The 18,163-nt window shown below is 35.8% G+C and carries 21 protein-coding genes and 1 rRNA gene; 1 reads left to right on the top strand and 21 read right to left on the bottom strand.

Annotated elements, in window-relative coordinates:
- Positions 1-27: 27 nt before the first annotated feature.
- The 10 genes from purR to metG all read right to left on the bottom strand — a co-directional run bounded on the left by purR (position 28) and on the right by metG (position 9,773).
- Positions 28-849: a pur operon repressor gene (purR, locus tag DIS06_RS18250; RefSeq protein WP_110114670.1), complete on the bottom strand. Its 822-nt coding sequence runs from the start codon at positions 847-849 to the stop codon at positions 28-30.
- A 55-nt stretch (positions 850-904) separates the two neighbouring features.
- The gene (gene ispE / locus DIS06_RS18245) at positions 905-1,774 is read right to left on the bottom strand and encodes a 4-(cytidine 5'-diphospho)-2-C-methyl-D-erythritol kinase (RefSeq protein ID WP_110114669.1); all 870 of its coding nucleotides are present in this window, start codon (positions 1,772-1,774) and stop codon (positions 905-907) included.
- Positions 1,775-2,111: 337 nt separating this feature from the next.
- On the bottom strand, positions 2,112-2,282 hold the full coding sequence (locus DIS06_RS18240) for a small, acid-soluble spore protein, alpha/beta type (protein WP_110114668.1): 171 nt from the start codon (positions 2,280-2,282) through the stop codon (positions 2,112-2,114).
- A 131-nt stretch (positions 2,283-2,413) separates the two neighbouring features.
- Positions 2,414-2,671, bottom strand: coding sequence for a biofilm formation stimulator Veg (veg, locus tag DIS06_RS18235; protein WP_110114667.1), 258 nt, complete (start codon positions 2,669-2,671; stop codon positions 2,414-2,416).
- A 219-nt stretch (positions 2,672-2,890) separates the two neighbouring features.
- A complete protein-coding gene (yabG, locus tag DIS06_RS18230; RefSeq protein WP_110114666.1) occupies positions 2,891-3,778 on the bottom strand; it encodes a sporulation peptidase YabG in 888 nt (295 codons plus the stop codon).
- Positions 3,779-3,866: 88 nt separating this feature from the next.
- Complete coding sequence (gene rsmA / locus DIS06_RS18225) at positions 3,867-4,745, bottom strand: 16S rRNA (adenine(1518)-N(6)/adenine(1519)-N(6))-dimethyltransferase RsmA (RefSeq protein WP_110114665.1); 879 nt, start codon at positions 4,743-4,745, stop codon at positions 3,867-3,869.
- Entirely contained in the window at positions 4,739-5,302 is a 564-nt protein-coding gene (gene rnmV, locus DIS06_RS18220) for a ribonuclease M5 (protein WP_110114664.1), read from the bottom strand. The genes rsmA and rnmV overlap by 7 nt, the downstream gene beginning before the upstream one ends.
- A gap of 119 nt (positions 5,303-5,421) precedes the next feature.
- Positions 5,422-6,648: a ubiquitin-like domain-containing protein gene (locus tag DIS06_RS18215; RefSeq protein WP_343287511.1), complete on the bottom strand. Its 1,227-nt coding sequence runs from the start codon at positions 6,646-6,648 to the stop codon at positions 5,422-5,424.
- 224 nt (positions 6,649-6,872) lie between these two features.
- Positions 6,873-7,643: a TatD family hydrolase gene (locus DIS06_RS18210; protein WP_110114662.1), complete on the bottom strand. Its 771-nt coding sequence runs from the start codon at positions 7,641-7,643 to the stop codon at positions 6,873-6,875.
- A 150-nt stretch (positions 7,644-7,793) separates the two neighbouring features.
- On the bottom strand, positions 7,794-9,773 hold the full coding sequence (metG, locus tag DIS06_RS18205) for a methionine--tRNA ligase (RefSeq protein ID WP_110114661.1): 1,980 nt from the start codon (positions 9,771-9,773) through the stop codon (positions 7,794-7,796).
- A gap of 647 nt (positions 9,774-10,420) precedes the next feature.
- Between metG and DIS06_RS18200 the strand changes: the two genes are divergently transcribed.
- Positions 10,421-10,705 carry a transition state genes transcriptional regulator AbrB gene (locus DIS06_RS18200; protein WP_110114660.1) on the top strand — a complete coding sequence of 95 codons (285 nt, stop codon included), beginning with the start codon at positions 10,421-10,423 and terminating at the stop codon, positions 10,703-10,705.
- A 31-nt stretch (positions 10,706-10,736) separates the two neighbouring features.
- On the opposite strand, the gene rsmI is transcribed toward DIS06_RS18200, so the two are convergent.
- The 11 genes from rsmI to rrf form a co-directional block, all read right to left on the bottom strand.
- Positions 10,737-11,609 (bottom strand): 16S rRNA (cytidine(1402)-2'-O)-methyltransferase, encoded by an 873-nt coding sequence (rsmI, locus tag DIS06_RS18195; protein ID WP_110114659.1) that lies wholly within the window; start codon positions 11,607-11,609, stop codon positions 10,737-10,739.
- The gene (locus DIS06_RS18190; protein ID WP_110114658.1) at positions 11,587-11,874 is read right to left on the bottom strand and encodes a GIY-YIG nuclease family protein; all 288 of its coding nucleotides are present in this window, start codon (positions 11,872-11,874) and stop codon (positions 11,587-11,589) included. The genes rsmI and DIS06_RS18190 overlap by 23 nt, the downstream gene beginning before the upstream one ends.
- Positions 11,861-12,607 carry a tRNA1(Val) (adenine(37)-N6)-methyltransferase gene (locus DIS06_RS18185; RefSeq protein WP_110114657.1) on the bottom strand — a complete coding sequence of 249 codons (747 nt, stop codon included), beginning with the start codon at positions 12,605-12,607 and terminating at the stop codon, positions 11,861-11,863. The genes DIS06_RS18190 and DIS06_RS18185 overlap by 14 nt, the downstream gene beginning before the upstream one ends.
- A 65-nt stretch (positions 12,608-12,672) precedes the next feature.
- Positions 12,673-13,041: a DNA replication initiation control protein YabA gene (gene yabA, locus DIS06_RS18180; RefSeq protein ID WP_110114656.1), complete on the bottom strand. Its 369-nt coding sequence runs from the start codon at positions 13,039-13,041 to the stop codon at positions 12,673-12,675.
- Between the two features lie 14 nt (positions 13,042-13,055).
- On the bottom strand, positions 13,056-13,883 hold the full coding sequence (locus tag DIS06_RS18175) for a PSP1 domain-containing protein (RefSeq protein WP_110114655.1): 828 nt from the start codon (positions 13,881-13,883) through the stop codon (positions 13,056-13,058).
- A 4-nt stretch (positions 13,884-13,887) separates the two neighbouring features.
- Positions 13,888-14,880 carry a DNA polymerase III subunit delta' gene (gene holB / locus DIS06_RS18170; protein WP_110114654.1) on the bottom strand — a complete coding sequence of 331 codons (993 nt, stop codon included), beginning with the start codon at positions 14,878-14,880 and terminating at the stop codon, positions 13,888-13,890.
- A 37-nt stretch (positions 14,881-14,917) separates the two neighbouring features.
- Positions 14,918-15,247 (bottom strand): cyclic-di-AMP receptor, encoded by a 330-nt coding sequence (locus DIS06_RS18165; protein WP_110114653.1) that lies wholly within the window; start codon positions 15,245-15,247, stop codon positions 14,918-14,920.
- Between the two features lie 82 nt (positions 15,248-15,329).
- Entirely contained in the window at positions 15,330-15,959 is a 630-nt protein-coding gene (gene tmk / locus DIS06_RS18160; protein ID WP_110114652.1) for a dTMP kinase, read from the bottom strand.
- A gap of 13 nt (positions 15,960-15,972) precedes the next feature.
- Positions 15,973-17,406, bottom strand: coding sequence for an aminotransferase class I/II-fold pyridoxal phosphate-dependent enzyme (locus DIS06_RS18155; protein ID WP_162596021.1), 1,434 nt, complete (start codon positions 17,404-17,406; stop codon positions 15,973-15,975).
- Between the two features lie 172 nt (positions 17,407-17,578).
- Positions 17,579-17,773, bottom strand: a complete 195-nt coding sequence (locus tag DIS06_RS18150) for a sigma factor G inhibitor Gin (RefSeq protein ID WP_110114650.1) — start codon at positions 17,771-17,773, stop codon at positions 17,579-17,581.
- 173 nt (positions 17,774-17,946) lie between these two features.
- Positions 17,947-18,062: ribosomal RNA gene (rrf, locus tag DIS06_RS18145) — 5S ribosomal RNA — on the bottom strand.
- Positions 18,063-18,163 lie beyond the last annotated feature (101 nt).

Below are 18,163 nucleotides of genomic sequence, written 5' to 3'. Positions count from 1 at the left end.
TTAAACTTAAAGAGAAAAGAACCTCATTCAGATATGATTGAGGTAATTTCCTTCTTGTACACGAATTTGTTTTTCTTTTACATTAACATCTTTTAATTGAACAAGAGAAATATACTCGTCAACTAGTCTCTCTTCAATGTCTTCTGACTCTACTAGCACGCCAATACCCGCTACATTTGCTTCAAATTCTTCTAATAAGCTAATCATACCATTCACTGTGCCACCAGCTTTCATGAAATCATCAATGATCAAAACATTCGAGCCTACAGCTAAACTACGCTTTGCTAATAACATAGTTTGAATTCGCTTTGAAGAACCTGACACATAGTTAATACTAACCGTTGAGCCTTCTGTTACCTTGCTATCGCGCCTAACAATGACAACAGGTACATTTAAAAACTGTGCCACAGCATATGCTAATGGAATTCCTTTTGTTGCTACTGTCATTACAACGTCAATTGTTCTGTCAGCAAACATAGAAGCAAACAAGCGTCCTATTTTATTTACAACCCGAGGATTTCCTAGTATATCAGTTAGATATAAATAACCACCCGGCAACAGACGCTCTGGCTTTGCAACCATTTCACACAGCTCCGCTACAAACTGTGTTGCTTCTTCTGTTGGTACTTTTGGAATAAATTTGACACCACCTGCTGCACCTGGAAGTGTCACTAGTGTACCAATCCCTTGTTGTTCAAACGTCTGCTTAATAATTGCCATATCTTCACTTATGGATGATTTTGCTGAGTCATACTTGTCAGCAAAATGCGTGAGAGGAATCAGACGTTGAGGATTTTGGATAAAGTAATTTGTCATGTCAATTAATCTGCCACTCCGTCGGAATTTCATAACGCCCTCCTAAAATCCGAATATTTTAAATTGAATATAACATTAATGTACGGATTTAATCAAGAGGTAATCGCTCTCCTAATAATCTGACTGCATAAACTTTGTCACAAAAACCTCTTAAACCATTATAAATACGATGCATTCTTGAATCATATTGAACTAACCCAAACACTGTAGGGCCACTTCCGCTCATTAAAACGGCATCTGCACCAAAACGTCTCATTTGCTCTTTAATCAAAGCGACTTCTGGATGCATCTTTAATGTAACACTTTCTAGGACATTTCCGACAAGTCCACACATCTGTGTATAATCTTTTGCTTCGATTGCTTGAACCATTCCATCTACGTTCGGATGATCAATACTGTTTAACTGTAAGTTTCGATAAACATCAGCTGTCGAAACACCTATTTCCGGCTTCGCTAACACTACCCAACAGTTTGGTGGTGCCTCAATATGCTGAACAATTTCTCCCCTGCCGGTTGCTAGCGCAGTCCCACCATACACACAAAAAGAAACATCTGAACCGATTTCTCCTCCAATTTCTGCTAGTGTATCTACGGATAAGTTAAGCTTCCAAAGCTGGTTTAATCCTCTTAACGTAGCAGCGGCATCACTACTACCACCTGCTAACCCTGCTGCAACAGGAATCATTTTATCAATTGAGATGGTAACTCCTTGTTTCACTTTATATCTCTTTTGCAACAATTGAGCAGCTTGATATGCTAAGTTACGTTGATCATCCGGAACAAAGCGATTTTGTGAGTGAATCACAATCTTTCCATCTTCTCGTTCAGAAAGTTCAATTCGATCCGCTAAGTCAATTGTTGTCATTACCATTTTCACTTCATGATATCCATCAAGACGCTTATGTAAAACATCTAGTGATAAATTTATTTTAGCGGGCGCCTTCACCATTAATTTCAACTTACTCCACCTACTTCACCTAATAAAGTTTACCGTTATTTTATCATAAAATAGGCAAGATACCTCTTTTCTATTTGACATCTTTATAAAAATAGGGCTGAGTCGAAAGGAGTAAGATTGCCCCTTCTACTCAACCCACAACATCCTTTACGTGTAACGTCCAGTAATATTCATACATGGATGAGTAAAGAATGTTGCATATAGACCATATTCTCGTCATGTTATCAACTCAATAATACAGCATCACACGTGCTTTCTTTAAGCTGGTTATTAAAAAAAGAAACATTACCTATTCTTTAATCATCAATAAAATAGTCTTTGTTTATACAAAACAAATTTATTTAGAAAGTTGTTGCTGAGCTATCTCAATTGCTCTCTTCACCATATTTCCAGCGTCTTTAGCACGAATTGCTCCCCAACCTTCTGTTTTTACAACATCGTAAAAACCTAACTCTTTTGCTAATTCTTCTTTAAACTGGTTTGACATCATTCCTTTGCGTCTTCCCAACTGCCACAACTCCTTTCATGAAATCACGACAGTTATAGTATATAACACAGCGAATGTAGTATGTTCACTAGTTTATGTAAAATGGCATAAAAAAAGCAGTAAACACGTGTCCACTGCTCGCTGCCAACTTTCTATATCATGCTGCCTGCACTTTCATCAAAAAACTGTAACTGCACTGTTTCAGTTAAAACATCTGCATAACTGTATGACACACGTTCTAACGAATTTTCTGCCTGATCTAATTCAACGATAAAAACTGATGGATACGTTTCTGCTAATACACCTGATCGCTCAATTGTCTTTCTACGACCACCGTTTGCTTTCAAAGTCAGACGTTGTCCTAGATGTAAATCAAGCGTTTCTTTAATGTCAGATAATGTTTTCGCCATATTTGTCCACCTCACTCTAGGTAGTATAACACAATTATAAAAATTAGTCAAAAACATAAAATTATAACAACCATAATCCATTCATGTCAACTTAAAATTTCCAACATAAATCTACATTTATTTTGTATTGTTTACCAAATAAAAGAAAATATGTACAACATGCAAGCATTTGTATGAAATAAAAAAACAGAACCTACAAACATAGACTGTTTGTAGGTTCTACTCTTCGTCCTCATCATGTGATTGGTAAGGCATACCCGTTCGCAAAAGTCCTTTTGTTTCAATACCACCTAGCCCTTTTGCACCAGTTAATGTGTTTCGTAACACATCCCATACATTGATACGATCTGTAAAGGGAGTAAAGCTAATCTTTGAAACGATATATACAGGATCTAACGCATGAATATTTACTCGTGATGGGGAACTTGCAAAGTTAGCTCCCGCTTGAATTAACGACTCAAAATGAGATTGACAAGCTCCTGCGAAAATTACAAGCTGATCTAAATTCGGCATTTGATTGCGGATTTCTTGAACTGTTTTAACAAAATACCTAGAATGACGATAAGCGACCAAGTCTGTCTTCTTTCCTTTAGACTTTGAATACGCATCATGACCAGTCAATACCAAAATATCTGGGCGCACTTCTTTCAATAACTGCGGCACTTTTTGAGGCATTTCTTTTTCAAGACAGTGTACACCGTACACAGGGATTCCGATTTTCTCATACAGCATTAAACATTTGTTTAAATAATTTGGATCTCCATCAATATGCAAGACTTTCCCTGGCAACTGAAATAACTCATGGGAATGATTATAGCCATTTGTTGTTTCGTATTCGCTTTTTTGTCTACTTAAATTATAGTCTTGTTTAATCAAGGCTAAAGAGCGTTGTAACAATTGATCTTCTTCTTGTTGACGTTTCTTCTTCTCTTGTTCGCTCACGACTTCTAAATCTGAAAATGGGGCATCAGCTATTAACCGCACATCTTCTCCAAAGAGCGTTGCATAAATAGCTCCCGTTTCATCTTGATTAATGGATATAACACGAAAAAGTAAATCTCGCTGATAGGAAGGGCGAGTTACTACATCACCAACTTTAATATTCATCCTCTTCACTCCGTCTCAACCGCCTAAAGAACTATTCTTTTTTTCTTTCTTCATAGCCTATGACTGAGTTTTGAAAAGGTGATTCGTTCTAACAGAACGTTTTAAAAAGGTGATCACTTAACAAGCCAAATTCCTGAATTGACAAGGTTTCTCCTCTTCTTTTTGGGTCAATGCCCGCTAAAGATAAAGCTTGTTCAATTTGTTCTTTGCGTTCTTTTCCTTTTGGCAAGTTATTTGTTAAGTTATTTAAAATGGTCTTTCTTCTTTGTCCAAAGCTAGCACGAACCACCTGGAAGAAGAAGCCCTCATTTAACACTTGTACAGCAGGTTCTTTTCTTTTAATCAAACGAATAACGGCTGAATCTACATTCGGCTGCGGATTAAATACTGTTTTAGGTACAATCATTACCGTTTCTGCTTCTGTATAGTATTGAATTGCAATAGAGAGTGATCCGTATTCTTTCGTACTTGGTTTAGCAGCAATGCGATCTGCTACTTCTTTTTGAAGCATAACTACCATGCCTCGCACAGGAATTTTTTCTTCTAATAGCTTCATCAAAATCGGTGTTGTAACATAGTAAGGTAAATTAGCCACTACCATGAGGTCTTCTAGCCCTTCAAATTCTTTACTAATTACTTCATTTACATCTGCTTTTAATACATCTTGATGAATAACATTCACATGTGGATAAGGTTCCATAGTTTCCTTTAAAATCGGTAATAATCGCTGATCAATCTCAAAAGCAACAACTTTCTTTGCGCGCTTCGCAATTTGTTCTGTTAAAGCTCCAATCCCTGGTCCGATCTCAATTGCACCTGTCTCAGGCGTTAACTCTGCATAATCAACAATTCGATTTAAAACATTTGTATCGATAAGAAAGTTTTGACCTAAACTTTTCTTAAACGTAAATCCGTGCTTTTTTAAAATTTCTTTTGTACGATTCGGTGTTGCAATCTCTTTTACCAATTGTTTACGTCCTCCTTATTTATACGTTCAATCGCTTCTATAAATACTGCCCTTGGAATTTGAAACATTGTTAAGCGTTTATGTAACTGTTTTCCATTAGCATATCCAATCTTTAATACAATCCCAAGCTTTTCACGCCTTTCCTTTGCTTGAGTACCTCCAATTAATCCAACGTCAAGAAGGTCTTGCTTTGAGATCTCTTCCTCTACATTGATCCATTCTTGCTGTGCAGCCTTCAATGCTTCGCGAATTGATTCTAACGAAGCATGCTCCACCCCAATACCTTTTCCACTCTTTGGTCTTGCCTCATCTTTCGATAAAAAGGCATGTTTACACCCTGATACTCGCTCTGTTATTATATTTCGAATTCGCTGTCCAGGATAGTCAGGGTCTGTAAAAATAATGACGCCTCTCTTTTTTTGAGCCAATCGGATTTTTTCAATGGTTTCATCGCTTACCGCTGAACCGTTTGTTTCGATTGTATCTGCATTCACCGCTCTTTGGATGGCTACAGTATCATCTTTCCCTTCGACCACAATAATTTCTTTTATTTTCATTTTTACCTCCAAAACATGAAACTTTTCATGCTACCTTTACGTCTATATAAACGAAAGATCATATTTTCTTATTGTAACTGAAAAAGGCAGAGGATAAAATTATCCTCTGCACTTTAAAATTAATTTAACACTTTAATTTTAACAGTACGGCGTCCCCATCGGTAAGCCTTTGACTTATCTGGGAAGAATACATCAATTTTATGTCCTTTAATGGCACCACCTGTATCAGCTGCGACTGCATAGCCATAGCCTTCTACATACACTTTACTACCTAAAGGAATGACATTTGGATCAACTGCAATGACTTTTGCATTTGGATTTGCGCGCAAGTCAAAGCCTGTTCTTGTTTTACCAGAACAGCCGTTGCAATATGCAGTATATGCCGTTGAATTTACCGTGAATTCTTTAGACACACTACCACCATTACTACGAGATACTTGTGTATCAACCTTTGCCGCTGTTTGAGTGACTGGTTTTACAACTTTTGAACCTACTGCTAACACTTTGTCTTTACTTTCTTTTTGTTCTTCCGTTTTGACTAATTTACGCGAGGTTTCTTTCCCATTTTCAAGCGTAACTTCATAATGCTTGGTTACACGACCTTTTTGACCCTCTTGAATAATTTTTTCTTTCCCTTTTTCAAGATTTGGATCATTTTTTGTTACAGTCGCATAATCAACTGGTTCTTCCACTACATCGGTGACTTTTTTTACTCTGATAACATTTACAACACTACCTGGTGTAACTTGGCTAGATAAACTAGGGTCTACACGGTCTGGATCATTCAAGTTAATTTCCTGTTGCTCTAAAAAGTCAGCGACCGTAGTCGAAGTGGACCAAACTTGCTGCTGGTTCTCGCCTTCATTGAGTGTCACTTGGAATGCTTTGTCTATTTCAATAGCTAAATCTTGTTTAATTGCTGTATCTAAACTAGGTTGAATTTGGTCATGCTTCGATAGTTCCATCTCTTGCTCTTTTAGAACTTCATTTACTGTATCTGCTGTAGTCCAAATATGTTGCTTTTGTTCATCTACTACGAGTTGAACAGATTTTGCAGGTTTCCATACCACGTTCATGTTCTCTGTTACTGGAGCCGATAGTGAATGCGACAAGTAATCGCGCTTACTCAATTCAATATCTTCACGCCTCAGTAGGTCTCCAACAGTTTTAGCATGGGTGTCTATATCAACTTTCTGTCCATCCACTGTTAATGAGACCGAGGCTTGTGTGCTCTTATAAGCAACAAATCCAATCACGGTAGAAAAGGCTACAAAACTAGTTACAAAGATTACTAGTCTTTTTCCACTCATAGATTTGGATAACAGCTTTTTCACGTTTTTTAACACGATGAAAAACGCCTCCTTCTCTCGAACAAGGATTATATAGAGTAGTTGTCAACTTGTCAACCCTCCTGCTTTTTGTGTTGACTATAGTCTATTATGTCTAAGTTATCAAAAAAAAGGAAGAGAGACTTGTCGACAAGTTCATCCTATGAGTGAAAAAAGAAAAGTAGAACTTTTTTTAAAACGTTGTCACGTAAACCACTATCAATAATTGACAATTTAAAATTTTATCGATTTATGCCGAATAATTTTTTCGCGTTTGCTGTTGTTTTTTGTGCTAATTCCTCATAAGTTATCCCTTTTAACTTAGCAATTTGTTCAGCTACATATGTGACATACCCTGGCTCATTGCGCTTTCCACGGTATGGATGAGGAGTCAAGTATGGACAATCTGTCTCAATTAAAAGTCGATCAAGAGGCAATTCTGTCGCTACTTCTTTCGGTTTTTTCGCATTTTTAAATGTCACTGGACCCCCAAACGAGATGTACATATTCATGTCGATACACTGTTTAGCAATCTCTAAGCTACCTGTAAAACAGTGCATAATCCCTCCTACTTCTTCTACGTTCTCTTCTCTTAAAATCTCAACAACGTCTTCTGTCGCATCACGATTATGAATAATAATTGGCAACTTTACTTTTCTTGCGAGACGAACTTGCTTACGAAACACGTCCTTCTGCACATCCTTTGGAGATTTATCCCAATGATAATCTAGACCCATTTCTCCGATTGCAACGACTTTAGGATGTGCAGCTAATTCTTCAATCCACTCTAAGTCTTCTTCTGTCATATCGATCGCATCTACTGGGTGCCACCCTACCGCTGCATAGATAAAGTCATATTGTTCAACAATTTCCATCGCACGATGAATGGTTTTGCGGTCAAATCCAACCACTACCATGTTTTCGACACCTGCTTCTTTCGCACGTTCAATGACTTCTTCTAAATCACTTTCATATTGATCAGCATTTAAATGTACATGTGTATCAAATAACATATTCTTTTTCCTCCTCTTACATTCGAGTTTCTACTGTTATCATTTCTAAAAATTATGTTGTTATAACAAAAAGAAAAAGGTTTCACGTATGTTACACGTGAAACACCCTTTCTCTTTCTTACATATAAAACGGAATAATATTTTATACTATTATTTGATTTTCGTTCCATTTGCTAAATTTTGGTCGACCGCCGCGAGTGATAATCCATTTTCATCTTCTCCCGCTAAGATCATCCCTTGTGATAATTCTCCGCGAAGTTTAACGGGCTTTAAGTTCGTAACACAAATGACTTTTCGACCCACTAACTCTTCTGGTTTATAAAATTTCGCAATACCTGAAACGACTTGTCTCTTTTCGTAACCTAAATCTAATTGAAGCTTCAAAAGCTTATCTGCTTTTTTAACAGGATCCACTTGTGTCACTTGTGCAACACGTAAGTCCACTTTCATAAAGTCATCGATTGAAATTTCATCGACTTTAGGCACTTCTACTTTTTCCTCTTCTTTTGGCGCTGAACCTTGCATCTGCTCTTTAATATACTCTACTTCTTCACTTACATCTAAACGCGGGAATAAAGGTTCACCTTTAGCTACGTTTGTTCCTTCTGGGATTAAGCCAAATGATGCTGTGCTTTCCCATGACATAAGTGATTTATCTGTTACACCAATTTGTGAGAAGATTTTTTGTGGCGTACGTGTTAAGAACGGCTGTAATAAAACAGCGATATGACGAATCGATTCTGCTAAATGTGTCATGACCGATGCAAGCTCATTTCGACGCTCTTCATCTTTTGCTAAGGCCCATGGTTGTGTTTCATCAATATATTTATTCGTACGGCTCACTAACTTCCATACAGACGACAATGCAACAGAGAATTCCATTTGCTCCATTGATTCTTCATATTTAGTTGTTACTTCTTTTTGAACTTGTACAAGTGTATCATCAAATTCTGTGATTGAACCTTGATACGTTGGAATTACACCATCGAAGTATTTATGAATCATTGCTACTGTACGATTTACTAAGTTTCCTAAGTCATTCGCTAAATCGAAGTTCACACGCTCTACAAACCCTTCAGGTGTAAATACACCATCAGAACCGAATGGCACTTCACGCAATAAGTAATAACGTAACGCATCTAAGCCATAACGATCAATTAATGTCACAGGGTCAACAACATTTCCTTTTGACTTTGACATTTTTCCATCTTTCATTAATAGCCAACCATGTGCAAAGACCTTTTTTGGTAGTGGCAAATCTAATGCCATTAACATAATTGGCCAATAAATAGTATGGAAACGCACAATTTCTTTTCCAACTAAATGAACATCAGCTGGCCAATAATTCTTGTATTTAGAATCGTCTTTTGTACCATACCCTAGTGCTGTAATGTAGTTTGATAGCGCATCAATCCACACATAAATTACATGCTTTGGATCCCCTGGTACTTTTACGCCCCAATCGAAGGTTGTACGAGATACAGCTAAATCTTCTAGTCCTGGTTTAATAAAGTTATTAATCATTTCATTTTTTCGAGACTCTGGTTGAATAAACCCTGGATTCTCTTCGTAAAATGCCAACAAACGATCAACATATTTACTCATTTTAAAAAAGTATGATTCTTCTCTTACCAACTCAACAGGGTGTCCGCTATCAGGGCTCTTTCCTCCAACAACTTTCCCGTCTTTCATAATAGGATCTACTAGTTGATGTTCAGTATAGAACGTTTCGTCTGGAACTGAATACCAACCTTCATACTCATCTAAATAAATATCTCCTTGTTCAACTAGTTTAGCAAAGATCTTTTCTACTACTTCTTTATGGCGATTTTCAGTTGTGCGAATAAAATCGTTGTAGGAAATATCCATCTTTCCCCAAAGGTCTTTAATTCCCTCAACAATCTCATCTACATATTGTTGAGGCGTAATTCCTTTTTCTTCTGCTTTACGCTGAATTTTTTGTCCATGCTCATCTGTACCCGTTAAGTAGTACACATCAAAACCTCTTAGACGCTTATATCTAGCCATCGCATCCCCTGCAACAGTTGTATACGCATGACCAATATGTAAATTACCACTTGGATAATAAATAGGCGTCGTAATATAATATGTATTCTTGCTTTCTACCATAAAAATTCCCTCCACTGTTTTACTGAAAAATAAGTACTTTTTCCTTCTATATAAAATGTAACGGCAACAACTTTTATTTGTAAATCCATTTCCACACTATATACTGGATGATTTTACTTCAAGTCACATTTATTATTTTACATGATAACCTCTAAAAACCGCAAAACCCTTCCGAATAATTCTTATAGAAAATATGAAAGATGAAAGAATATTACCATCATCGCCTATTTTCTTATAAGAATATACATTTAGTTACGACTTTATCACGTCTATTCTTGTTCGTTAAGTGAAATCTATCCGTACATATGTAAACCGATTAAAAAGAAAAAATAACAAAAATAGAATTTTGTCGAATTGTCGACATATTTTCCAACATTTACTTTCTCTGTTTTTTGATAATTATTATGAGTATAATAGTTTTAAATGTTATTTTTTTCAAAAATATACCTTTTTCATACTGACTATTGGTCAAAAAACCTTGATATATCAACAAACAAAGTTTTAATTTTTTCCAACTACAGTTTTTTACATATAAAATTATTGACTAGTTTTGGAAACACTGTTATGATTAGATTACATTGAAATTTGTCGAATAATGACGAAAATAATATAGAAAAAGTACTAGAATACGAGAGGAGAAATTTATTATGAAGTCTACAGGTATTGTACGTAAAGTTGATGAGTTAGGACGTGTAGTAATTCCAATTGAATTACGCCGCACATTAGGTATCGCTGAAAAGGATGCATTAGAAATTTATGTTGATGAGGAGCGTATTATCTTAAAGAAATACAAACCAAACATGACATGCCAAATCACAGGTGAAGTTTCTGATGAGAACATTCAACTTGCGGGTGGAAAATTAATCTTAAGCCGCGAAGGTGCAGAACAAATCATTAAAGAACTTCAAGACTCTTTAGCAACTGCTAAGTAATAAAAAAGCTGTCCAGACGACAGCTTTTTTATTATTTAATATGATACGTGTTATAAACATCTCTCTTTGGCATCTCTCGTTCAACAGCCACTTGTTTAATTGCTTCTTTTGAGGAATATGCTTTTTCATTTATATAATAGTCCACATGTTCAATGATTGTTTTATCTTCCCACCATTTTGTTGGAACCACTTCTTCTTCCTGACTACCTTCAACAATCACACAAAATTCGCCTCTTACTTCTTCTGTTGACGCCCAATCTAGCGCATCTGAAATGGAACCACGTAGAAATTCTTCATAACGCTTCGTTAATTCACGTGATAACACAATATAACGATCTCCCCATACATCATTCATTAGTTTTAATGTTTCCTTTAATCGATGAGGAGCTTCATAAAAAATCATGGTTTCTTTTCGGTACATTAAATCTTGTAATTGCTCGATCTTTTGCTTTTTTTGACGATGTAAAAATCCATAGAAATAAAAGTGATCGGTTGGCAAGCCTGATGCCATTAAAGCAGTTAGTGCGGCGTTAGCTCCTGGTAAAGGAACAATAACTTGATTCTCTTGCACGGCTAATGCCACTAACTCATAACCAGGATCAGAAATACACGGCATGCCTGCATCACTTACTAAAGCAATTGATTGACCACTTTTTAAATCTGCAACCATTTGCTGTCCCTTGCTCTCTTTATTATGTTCATGGTAACTTTTAATAGGCGTTGACACTTCAAAATGATTGCATAACTTTTTTGTTTGTCTCGTATCCTCCGCTGCGATATAGTCTACTTCTTTTAAAATACGAATTGCACGAAATGTCATGTCTTCTAAGTTTCCAATAGGTGTTGGCACAAGATATAGCGTTCCACCTTCTTGCTCTCCGCTATAGCTTTTTTGCTGTTTCATATTTGTTTTCTCGCTCCTTTAAAATATACTTCTCTTTTTGCAAGCGACTCAATTGTTTGAATTGATACTCCATCTGCATTGCTTCTCGCTTTGTTGTATATTCTTTCACTATCACTAACGAAACAGGTGTTCTACCTCTTGTATATTTAGCACCTTTTCCTTCATTATGTGTACGTATTCTTTTTTCAATATTAACTGTATAACCTGCGTAAAGACTACCATCACTGCATTCTAAGACGTAAAAGTAATGACTATTCTTTTCCATATAAAATGCTCTCTAACTCCTCCGTATACTCATTATTTTCTTGATAAACAAACAATGGAGGTAATATTTTTAGGTCAGGATTTCCGTTCTTAATTCCTTCAATTAAAATGGTATTTGCCTCTTTTCCTGCTTTTGGATAGACGAACTGTAATCGCTTTGGCTCTACTTTATATTTTCGCATAAGTGTTACAATATCTAAAAGCCGACCTGGTCGATGGACAAGTGCTATTTTCCCTCCTTGACGTACCAGTTGACTACTCACTCGAATCACATCTTCTAATGTACAATGAATTTCATGCCTTGCGATAGCGAAGTGTTCATTAATATTTTGCTCCTCTTTTTTCGGAGTAGGAAAATAAGGAGGATTACACGTGACTACATCGAACTTTCCGTATCCTATCTTTTGTGGCATATCCTTTAAATCACCATGAATGACTTCAATTTGACCTCCAAGTTCATTATAAGAAATGCTTCTTTCAGCCATGCTATGTAGTCGATTTTGAATTTCAACACCGATAATGGAGGCTTTTGTTCGTTTAGATAACAATAACGGAATAACAGCGTTTCCTGTACATAAATCAATGATGTTTCCTTTTTGAATTGGAACATACGCAAATCTTGCTAATAAAACTGCATCTAATGAAAAAGCAAAGACAGAAGGGCTTTGTATAATTCGTAAATTCTCTTCTGCCAACAAATAATCCAATCGCTCATCTTCATGTAATTGCACCATTGTGTTCTTCTCCTTTAAACTTTTACCTTATATAAAAAATAGCCTCTCCAAACGGAAAGGCTTTTTTACTTCTTATTCAAAAATGACAAACAAAACAAACAGTCTCCATCTTTTCGGATGCTTCCATAGTGTACGTTACAAATATGAAAACCTTCTTGATAAAGACGAGCCAAGTTATCATACCCTTCTCCGATATCTACTTGTTTTTGTTCTCTTGTTTGTTTATTCACTTTTTGATTCCGATGCTTTCGTTGCACTTCTTCACTATTCGTTTGGTCAAGGCGGCGGCGCAAATGGTCATTTTCTAGCTTTATATTGTGATTTTCTTCAATGAGCTCAGCAAGATGCTCTTTCAATTCACCTAATTGCTTGTATAAATGCCCAATCTGCTCCTCCATATTAGTAACCGAATCAAAAATCTCTTTTTTATCCACCTTTGCCCACCTCGTTACTCTGTGGCTTGAAATGAAACAGCCCCTTCTTTCACAATTTCATCCAGTGTAAACTCAACAATTTGTTGCTGCTCCGATAGCTCTACTTGAATAATTCTTTCTAGTATATTAAGACCTACAACACGTCCAGAGCCATTTGGTGTTTTAATGACTGCTCCTAAATCGGGCAATTGTTCTTTGGCTGTTTCATATTCATCGTTTTCATATTTTAAACAACACATTAATCGACCGCATAATCCAGATATTTTGGTTGGATTTAGTGATAGATTTTGATCTTTCGCCATTTTAATGGATACAGGTTCAAAATCTCCTAAAAATGTAGAGCAACATAACATTCTTCCACAAGGTCCAATGCCACCTAAAAGCTTCGCCTCGTCACGCACACCAATCTGACGTAGTTCAATGCGTGTACGGAAAATGGCAGCTAAGTCTTTTACTAACTCTCGGAAATCAATACGTCCGTCAGCAGTAAAATAAAAAATCACCTTATTCCGATCGAATGTATATTCTACATCTACTAATTTCATATCTAAACTGTGCTCTTGAATTTTTTGCATACACACATCGTATGCTTCTTGAGCAGCATTTTTATTCTCATCTACAATAAGTCGATCCTTTTGTTCAGCAATGCGAATCACTTTTTTCAAAGGAAGAACAATATCATGTTCGCTTACTTGCTTTTTATTAATGACTACTTTGCCGAATTCCACACCGCGAACTGTCTCTACAATTACAAATTCGCCATCAGGAATATTTAGCTCTCCAGGATCAAAGTAATAAATCTTCCCCGCTTTCTTAAAGCGTACTCCTACTACATCATACAAGCTTTTATCCCTCCTGCAAATCCAACACCAGCTGTTCCATCAATAACTGTATATTCATATTAGAATTTAATTTATTTTTAGCCTTCATAATCACTTCAAGCTGATAAATAGCTTTATTTTGAGTCATTTGAAGAGCTTGCATTTTTAATTCTTCTTGCTTATGACGATACACAATTCTTGCTTCTTGTCCTACTTGTATCGTCAATACATCTCGATAAAGAAGCATTAATAAGTTCAATCCAACTTGCACTTGTTCTTTTTCTATAAAATGAGACATCCACTGTTCATGAATAAAAAGAAGGGCTTGTTGAGGTCTAGTTGTTAATACTTCATATAATTGTATCACTAACTTTCTTGCAAGTCCAAACCATTCGTCCTCACTTAACTGGAACGCTTCATCTAAACTATTTGTTAAATGAGAAAGGATTGAAGCCGTTGACTCTGGAACATCATTATCTATTAATTTTTGTTCCAAACTTTCTGGAGTTAACGCTTGAAAAGAGATAACTTGGCATCTCGAGATAATCGTGTCTAATAATTTATGAATTTGTTCTGTTAGAAGAATTGCATATGTGCCATCTCCTGGTTCTTCTAAGAACTTTAATAAACTATTTGCAGCGCTTACTGTCATTTTATCAATATGCTCGACGATATATAATTTCTGATTAGACTCAACACCCGTTTTTGTAAACTCTGATTGTAAATATTGAACTTGCTCTTTCTTTATAGATAATCCAGAAGGTTCAATAAAATGAACATCAGGATGATTAGAAGAGTCAATCCTACGGCAATTAATACATCTATTACAAGGCTTATAGTCGTCAAGTTGTTGACAGAATAATGCTTTTGCAAATAACAAGCTTGTCTCTTTTTTACCCGTACCTTTACTTCCTTCTAATATATAGGCATGAGCTACTCGATTTTTCACAAGACTGTTCTTAATAATTTTCAAAGCATTCGGCTGAATCGCTTCAAGATCATCCCATGTTTTTGTCATTTATTTATCACTCACTTATGCATTGCATTTGTATTTCTTAAAATTGGTGAAACTGATCTACAGGTAGAACAAACACAGTAGCTCCCCCTACTTCCACTTCCACTGGATAGGGAATATATGAGTCTGCGTTCCCACCCATTGGTGAAACAGGAGAAATTAATTGACGACGATTTTTACATTCATTTTTAATGATGTCTAAAACTGTATCTACCTTATCATCCTCTGTTCCAATCATGATTGTTGTATTACCAGATTTTAAAAACCCACCCGTACTCGCTAATTTTGTAGATCGGAAACCGTTTTCCACTAAAGCATTTAATAACTTCGCACCATCAGAATCTTGAATGACAGCTACAACTAATTTCATCGATTTACACCTCTACTTTTTTCTTTACTTTTAATACTGTTATATCTATTATAACAAGATTCTATAACCGTTGAAGATAGAATTATTTATTTAAAAGTACCATCAGTTTCTTATAAGATTCTTGATATACTTCTTCTATTGTTCTACTAGCATCAATAGAGTGCATACGGTTTGGGAATTTCTCAATCACTTTTAAATATCCGTTACGTACGTGCTGGTGAAACTCAATTTTTTCTAGATCTAAACGATTCACTTCTCGCTCTTTATTACGGTTAATTCGCTCTAGTCCTACTTCCGGTTTAATATCAAAAAACAGTGTAGCTTTTGGCATTAAACCATCTATTGCGAATTGATTGATTTGATATATTTCATCAATCCCTAGTCCTCTAGCAAAACCTTGATATGCAAGTGAACTATCAACGAACCGATCGCATAAAATAATCTTTCCTTCCTCTAAGGCTGGAACGACTTTTTCAACGAGATGTTGCCTTCTTGCAGCAGCATATAACAATGCTTCTGTTCGTGCATCCATAGCAGTATTAGCAGGGTTTAAAATAATTTCTCTAATCTGCTCTGCAATTTGAATTCCTCCCGGTTCTCTCGTGAGGATAACATCATATCCTTCTTCTTTTAATTGGTTATAAATCATATGAATAATTGTCGTTTTTCCAGCCCCCTCAGGACCTTCAAACGTAATAAACATGCCTGACATTTTTTATTCTCCTTTATATTAAAAATACCTCTAAGTACCCATCATAAATCGAATGACCACCTTGAACCTTAGCTCCTGCCTCTTTTAGTTGTAAAATGTAATTAATATGGTCACGATTAACTTGTTCCCCTTCTAATAAAATTGGAATACCTGGTGGATAAGGGATAACAGATTTACAAACAAAAAGACCTTCTGAATGTTCAATGGCTACGGTTGTTTTTTCTAACGATTTCATCTGTTTATAGCTTAATACAGAGGATACACTTGGGAAAACAAATGAGAATCTTGCTTCGTTACGTAGCGTCTGATTTTCTTGATTTGAAAAAGATTGTATCGCTTTTTTCATTCTTTCTATCGTTTCTTCAATTTCGAGCTTCTCACTCAAAGGTAAAACAAATAGCACGCGAGAAGAATCAGCTAACTCTGAATAAATTCCTTTTTGTTCAAACATACGCTGTAAATCATACCCTGTACAAAAAGAAGCTTCTATTAGTACTTTTAATGGATCTTGAGAGTTGAGAGGGACCACCTTTAAACCAGATATAGAATTAATCTCTTCACAAAACATTTCTATATTTTTTATTAACTTTCTCACATGAGAAGAACGAAAGTGAGCTACGTAATACCGAGCTATATCTAAAGAAGCCATCAGGACGTATGATGGGCTACTTGATTGTAAAATACTCAAGTATGAAGACAACTTTACTTGGTCTACAAAATGACCTTGTACATGTAAATACGAAGCCATAGTCATTGCGGGTAATGTTTTATGCGCAGAATGAATTACGATATCAGCACCAGCTTGTACAGCTGACCTTGGAAAAGGAGGACCCACTATAAAATGAGCTCCATGTGCTTCATCCACAATAACAGGAACACAATACGAATGTGCCAACTGTACAACTTTATCAATATCGATAGAAGCTCCGTAATACGTTGGGTTTGTTACAATTAATGCTTTCACATTTGGATAGGCTTTTAGGGCTTCCTCAATGGTTTCAATAGATAACCCTATGCTAATATTAGTCTCTTCATCAACAGTAGGTGCAAGATAAACAGGTCTCACCTTAGAAAGCTTTACAGCATTTAAAATAGATTTATGTGAATCTCTTTGAACAAGAACCATGTCGTCTTCGTCACAAAGGGATAAAACAGAAGCTAAATTTCCAACAGTTGATCCATTCACTAAAAAATAAGTAGCGTCAACTCCATATATATCTGCTGCTAACCTTTGAGCTTCATCAATTACTTCTTCAGGATCATGTAAATCGTCTAATCCATTAATCTCTGTCATATCAATCTTTAAAATAGAAGAGAAGATATTATCACTAAGAAGGGGAAACACACTTCCACTTTTATGACCCGGTACATGATACGAAATTGGCTGAGTAGATGCGTGCTTTAAGAGAGCATCATATAGAGGTAATTTAGTTTGATCAAGATTCATAGAACTCTTCCTTTGTTCGTACTTTAAATTATATTTTCTGCACATTCATTATATCAATTAATGAAACATCAATCTATTTACTCTAGAAATATTGAATGTATACAGAATAAAAGTAAAAAGTTCGCTATAACCCCCCCTGTGTAAATGGAATTTATAACGAACTATCTTTCTTTTATACAGAAGATTTAAACGTGGTTAACCTTTTTAATTTCTGAACAAAATAACGATATCTTCGAGTATTTGTCTCAGTCCTTACAATTTCAGACTCACATTCTCGACATAGAAATTCTGAAAAAATATGAATTCCTTCATTAATTGATTTCTCCTCTTCACACACACAACAAACAACTTCTTTTGCATACTTCATATTTCCCCACCTCCACTAATAGCTTTAACGGATAAGGAACAAATTATACAACTCTACTCTATAAAATTAGTAATATATGAATACATTTAGTAAATAACACTTTTATGATAGCTCTTGTTTTTTACTATTTAAAAACAAAAAAACACTAGCGCTATCGCTAGTGTTTTATCATTGCCTGGCAACGTCCTACTCTCACAGGGACAAAGTCCCAACTACCATTGGCGCTAGAGAACTTAACTTCCGTGTTCGGCATGGGAACGGGTGTGACCTCTCTGCTATCGCCACCAGACATGTATTCAATTAAGAGATTGTTCTCTCAAAACTAGATAACAGTTTGCTGAGGAAAAGCTCTAATGTCTCTCAAAGGTGAACAGTCGCCTTCGCTTTTCT

The sequence above is a fragment of the Bacillus sp. CGMCC 1.16541 genome (genome assembly GCF_003184905.1).
GTDB lineage: Bacteria > Bacillota > Bacilli > Bacillales > Bacillaceae_H > Priestia.
The sequence above is the reverse complement of the archived record's forward strand: the minus strand, read 5'-3'. Positions and strand labels throughout refer to the sequence as shown.

Bases quoted from the DNA above. Each gene is read 5' to 3' on its own strand.
- purR (WP_110114670.1), bottom strand. From the start codon at position 849: ATGAAATTCCGACGGAGTGGCAGATTAATTGACATGACAAATTACTTT.
- veg (WP_110114667.1), bottom strand. From the start codon at position 2,671: ATGGCGAAAACATTATCTGACATTAAAGAAACGCTTGATTTACATCTA.
- yabG (WP_110114666.1), bottom strand. From the start codon at position 3,778: ATGAATATTAAAGTTGGTGATGTAGTAACTCGCCCTTCCTATCAGCGA.
- rnmV (WP_110114664.1), bottom strand. From the start codon at position 5,302: ATGAAAATAAAAGAAATTATTGTGGTCGAAGGGAAAGATGATACTGTA.
- DIS06_RS18210 (WP_110114662.1), bottom strand. From the start codon at position 7,643: ATGTTATTTGATACACATGTACATTTAAATGCTGATCAATATGAAAGT.
- metG (WP_110114661.1), bottom strand. From the start codon at position 9,773: ATGGTAGAAAGCAAGAATACATATTATATTACGACGCCTATTTATTAT.
- DIS06_RS18200 (WP_110114660.1), top strand. From the start codon at position 10,421: ATGAAGTCTACAGGTATTGTACGTAAAGTTGATGAGTTAGGACGTGTA.
- rsmI (WP_110114659.1), bottom strand. From the start codon at position 11,609: ATGAAACAGCAAAAAAGCTATAGCGGAGAGCAAGAAGGTGGAACGCTA.
- DIS06_RS18190 (WP_110114658.1), bottom strand. From the start codon at position 11,874: ATGGAAAAGAATAGTCATTACTTTTACGTCTTAGAATGCAGTGATGGT.
- DIS06_RS18185 (WP_110114657.1), bottom strand. From the start codon at position 12,607: ATGGTGCAATTACATGAAGATGAGCGATTGGATTATTTGTTGGCAGAA.
- holB (WP_110114654.1), bottom strand. From the start codon at position 14,880: ATGACAAAAACATGGGATGATCTTGAAGCGATTCAGCCGAATGCTTTG.
- DIS06_RS18165 (WP_110114653.1), bottom strand. From the start codon at position 15,247: ATGAAATTAGTTGTAGCTGTCATTCAAGATTCTGATGGTGCGAAGTTA.
- tmk (WP_110114652.1), bottom strand. From the start codon at position 15,959: ATGTCAGGCATGTTTATTACGTTTGAAGGTCCTGAGGGGGCTGGAAAA.
- DIS06_RS18155 (WP_162596021.1), bottom strand. From the start codon at position 17,406: ATGAATCTTGATCAAACTAAATTACCTCTATATGATGCTCTCTTAAAG.
- DIS06_RS18150 (WP_110114650.1), bottom strand. From the start codon at position 17,773: ATGAAGTATGCAAAAGAAGTTGTTTGTTGTGTGTGTGAAGAGGAGAAA.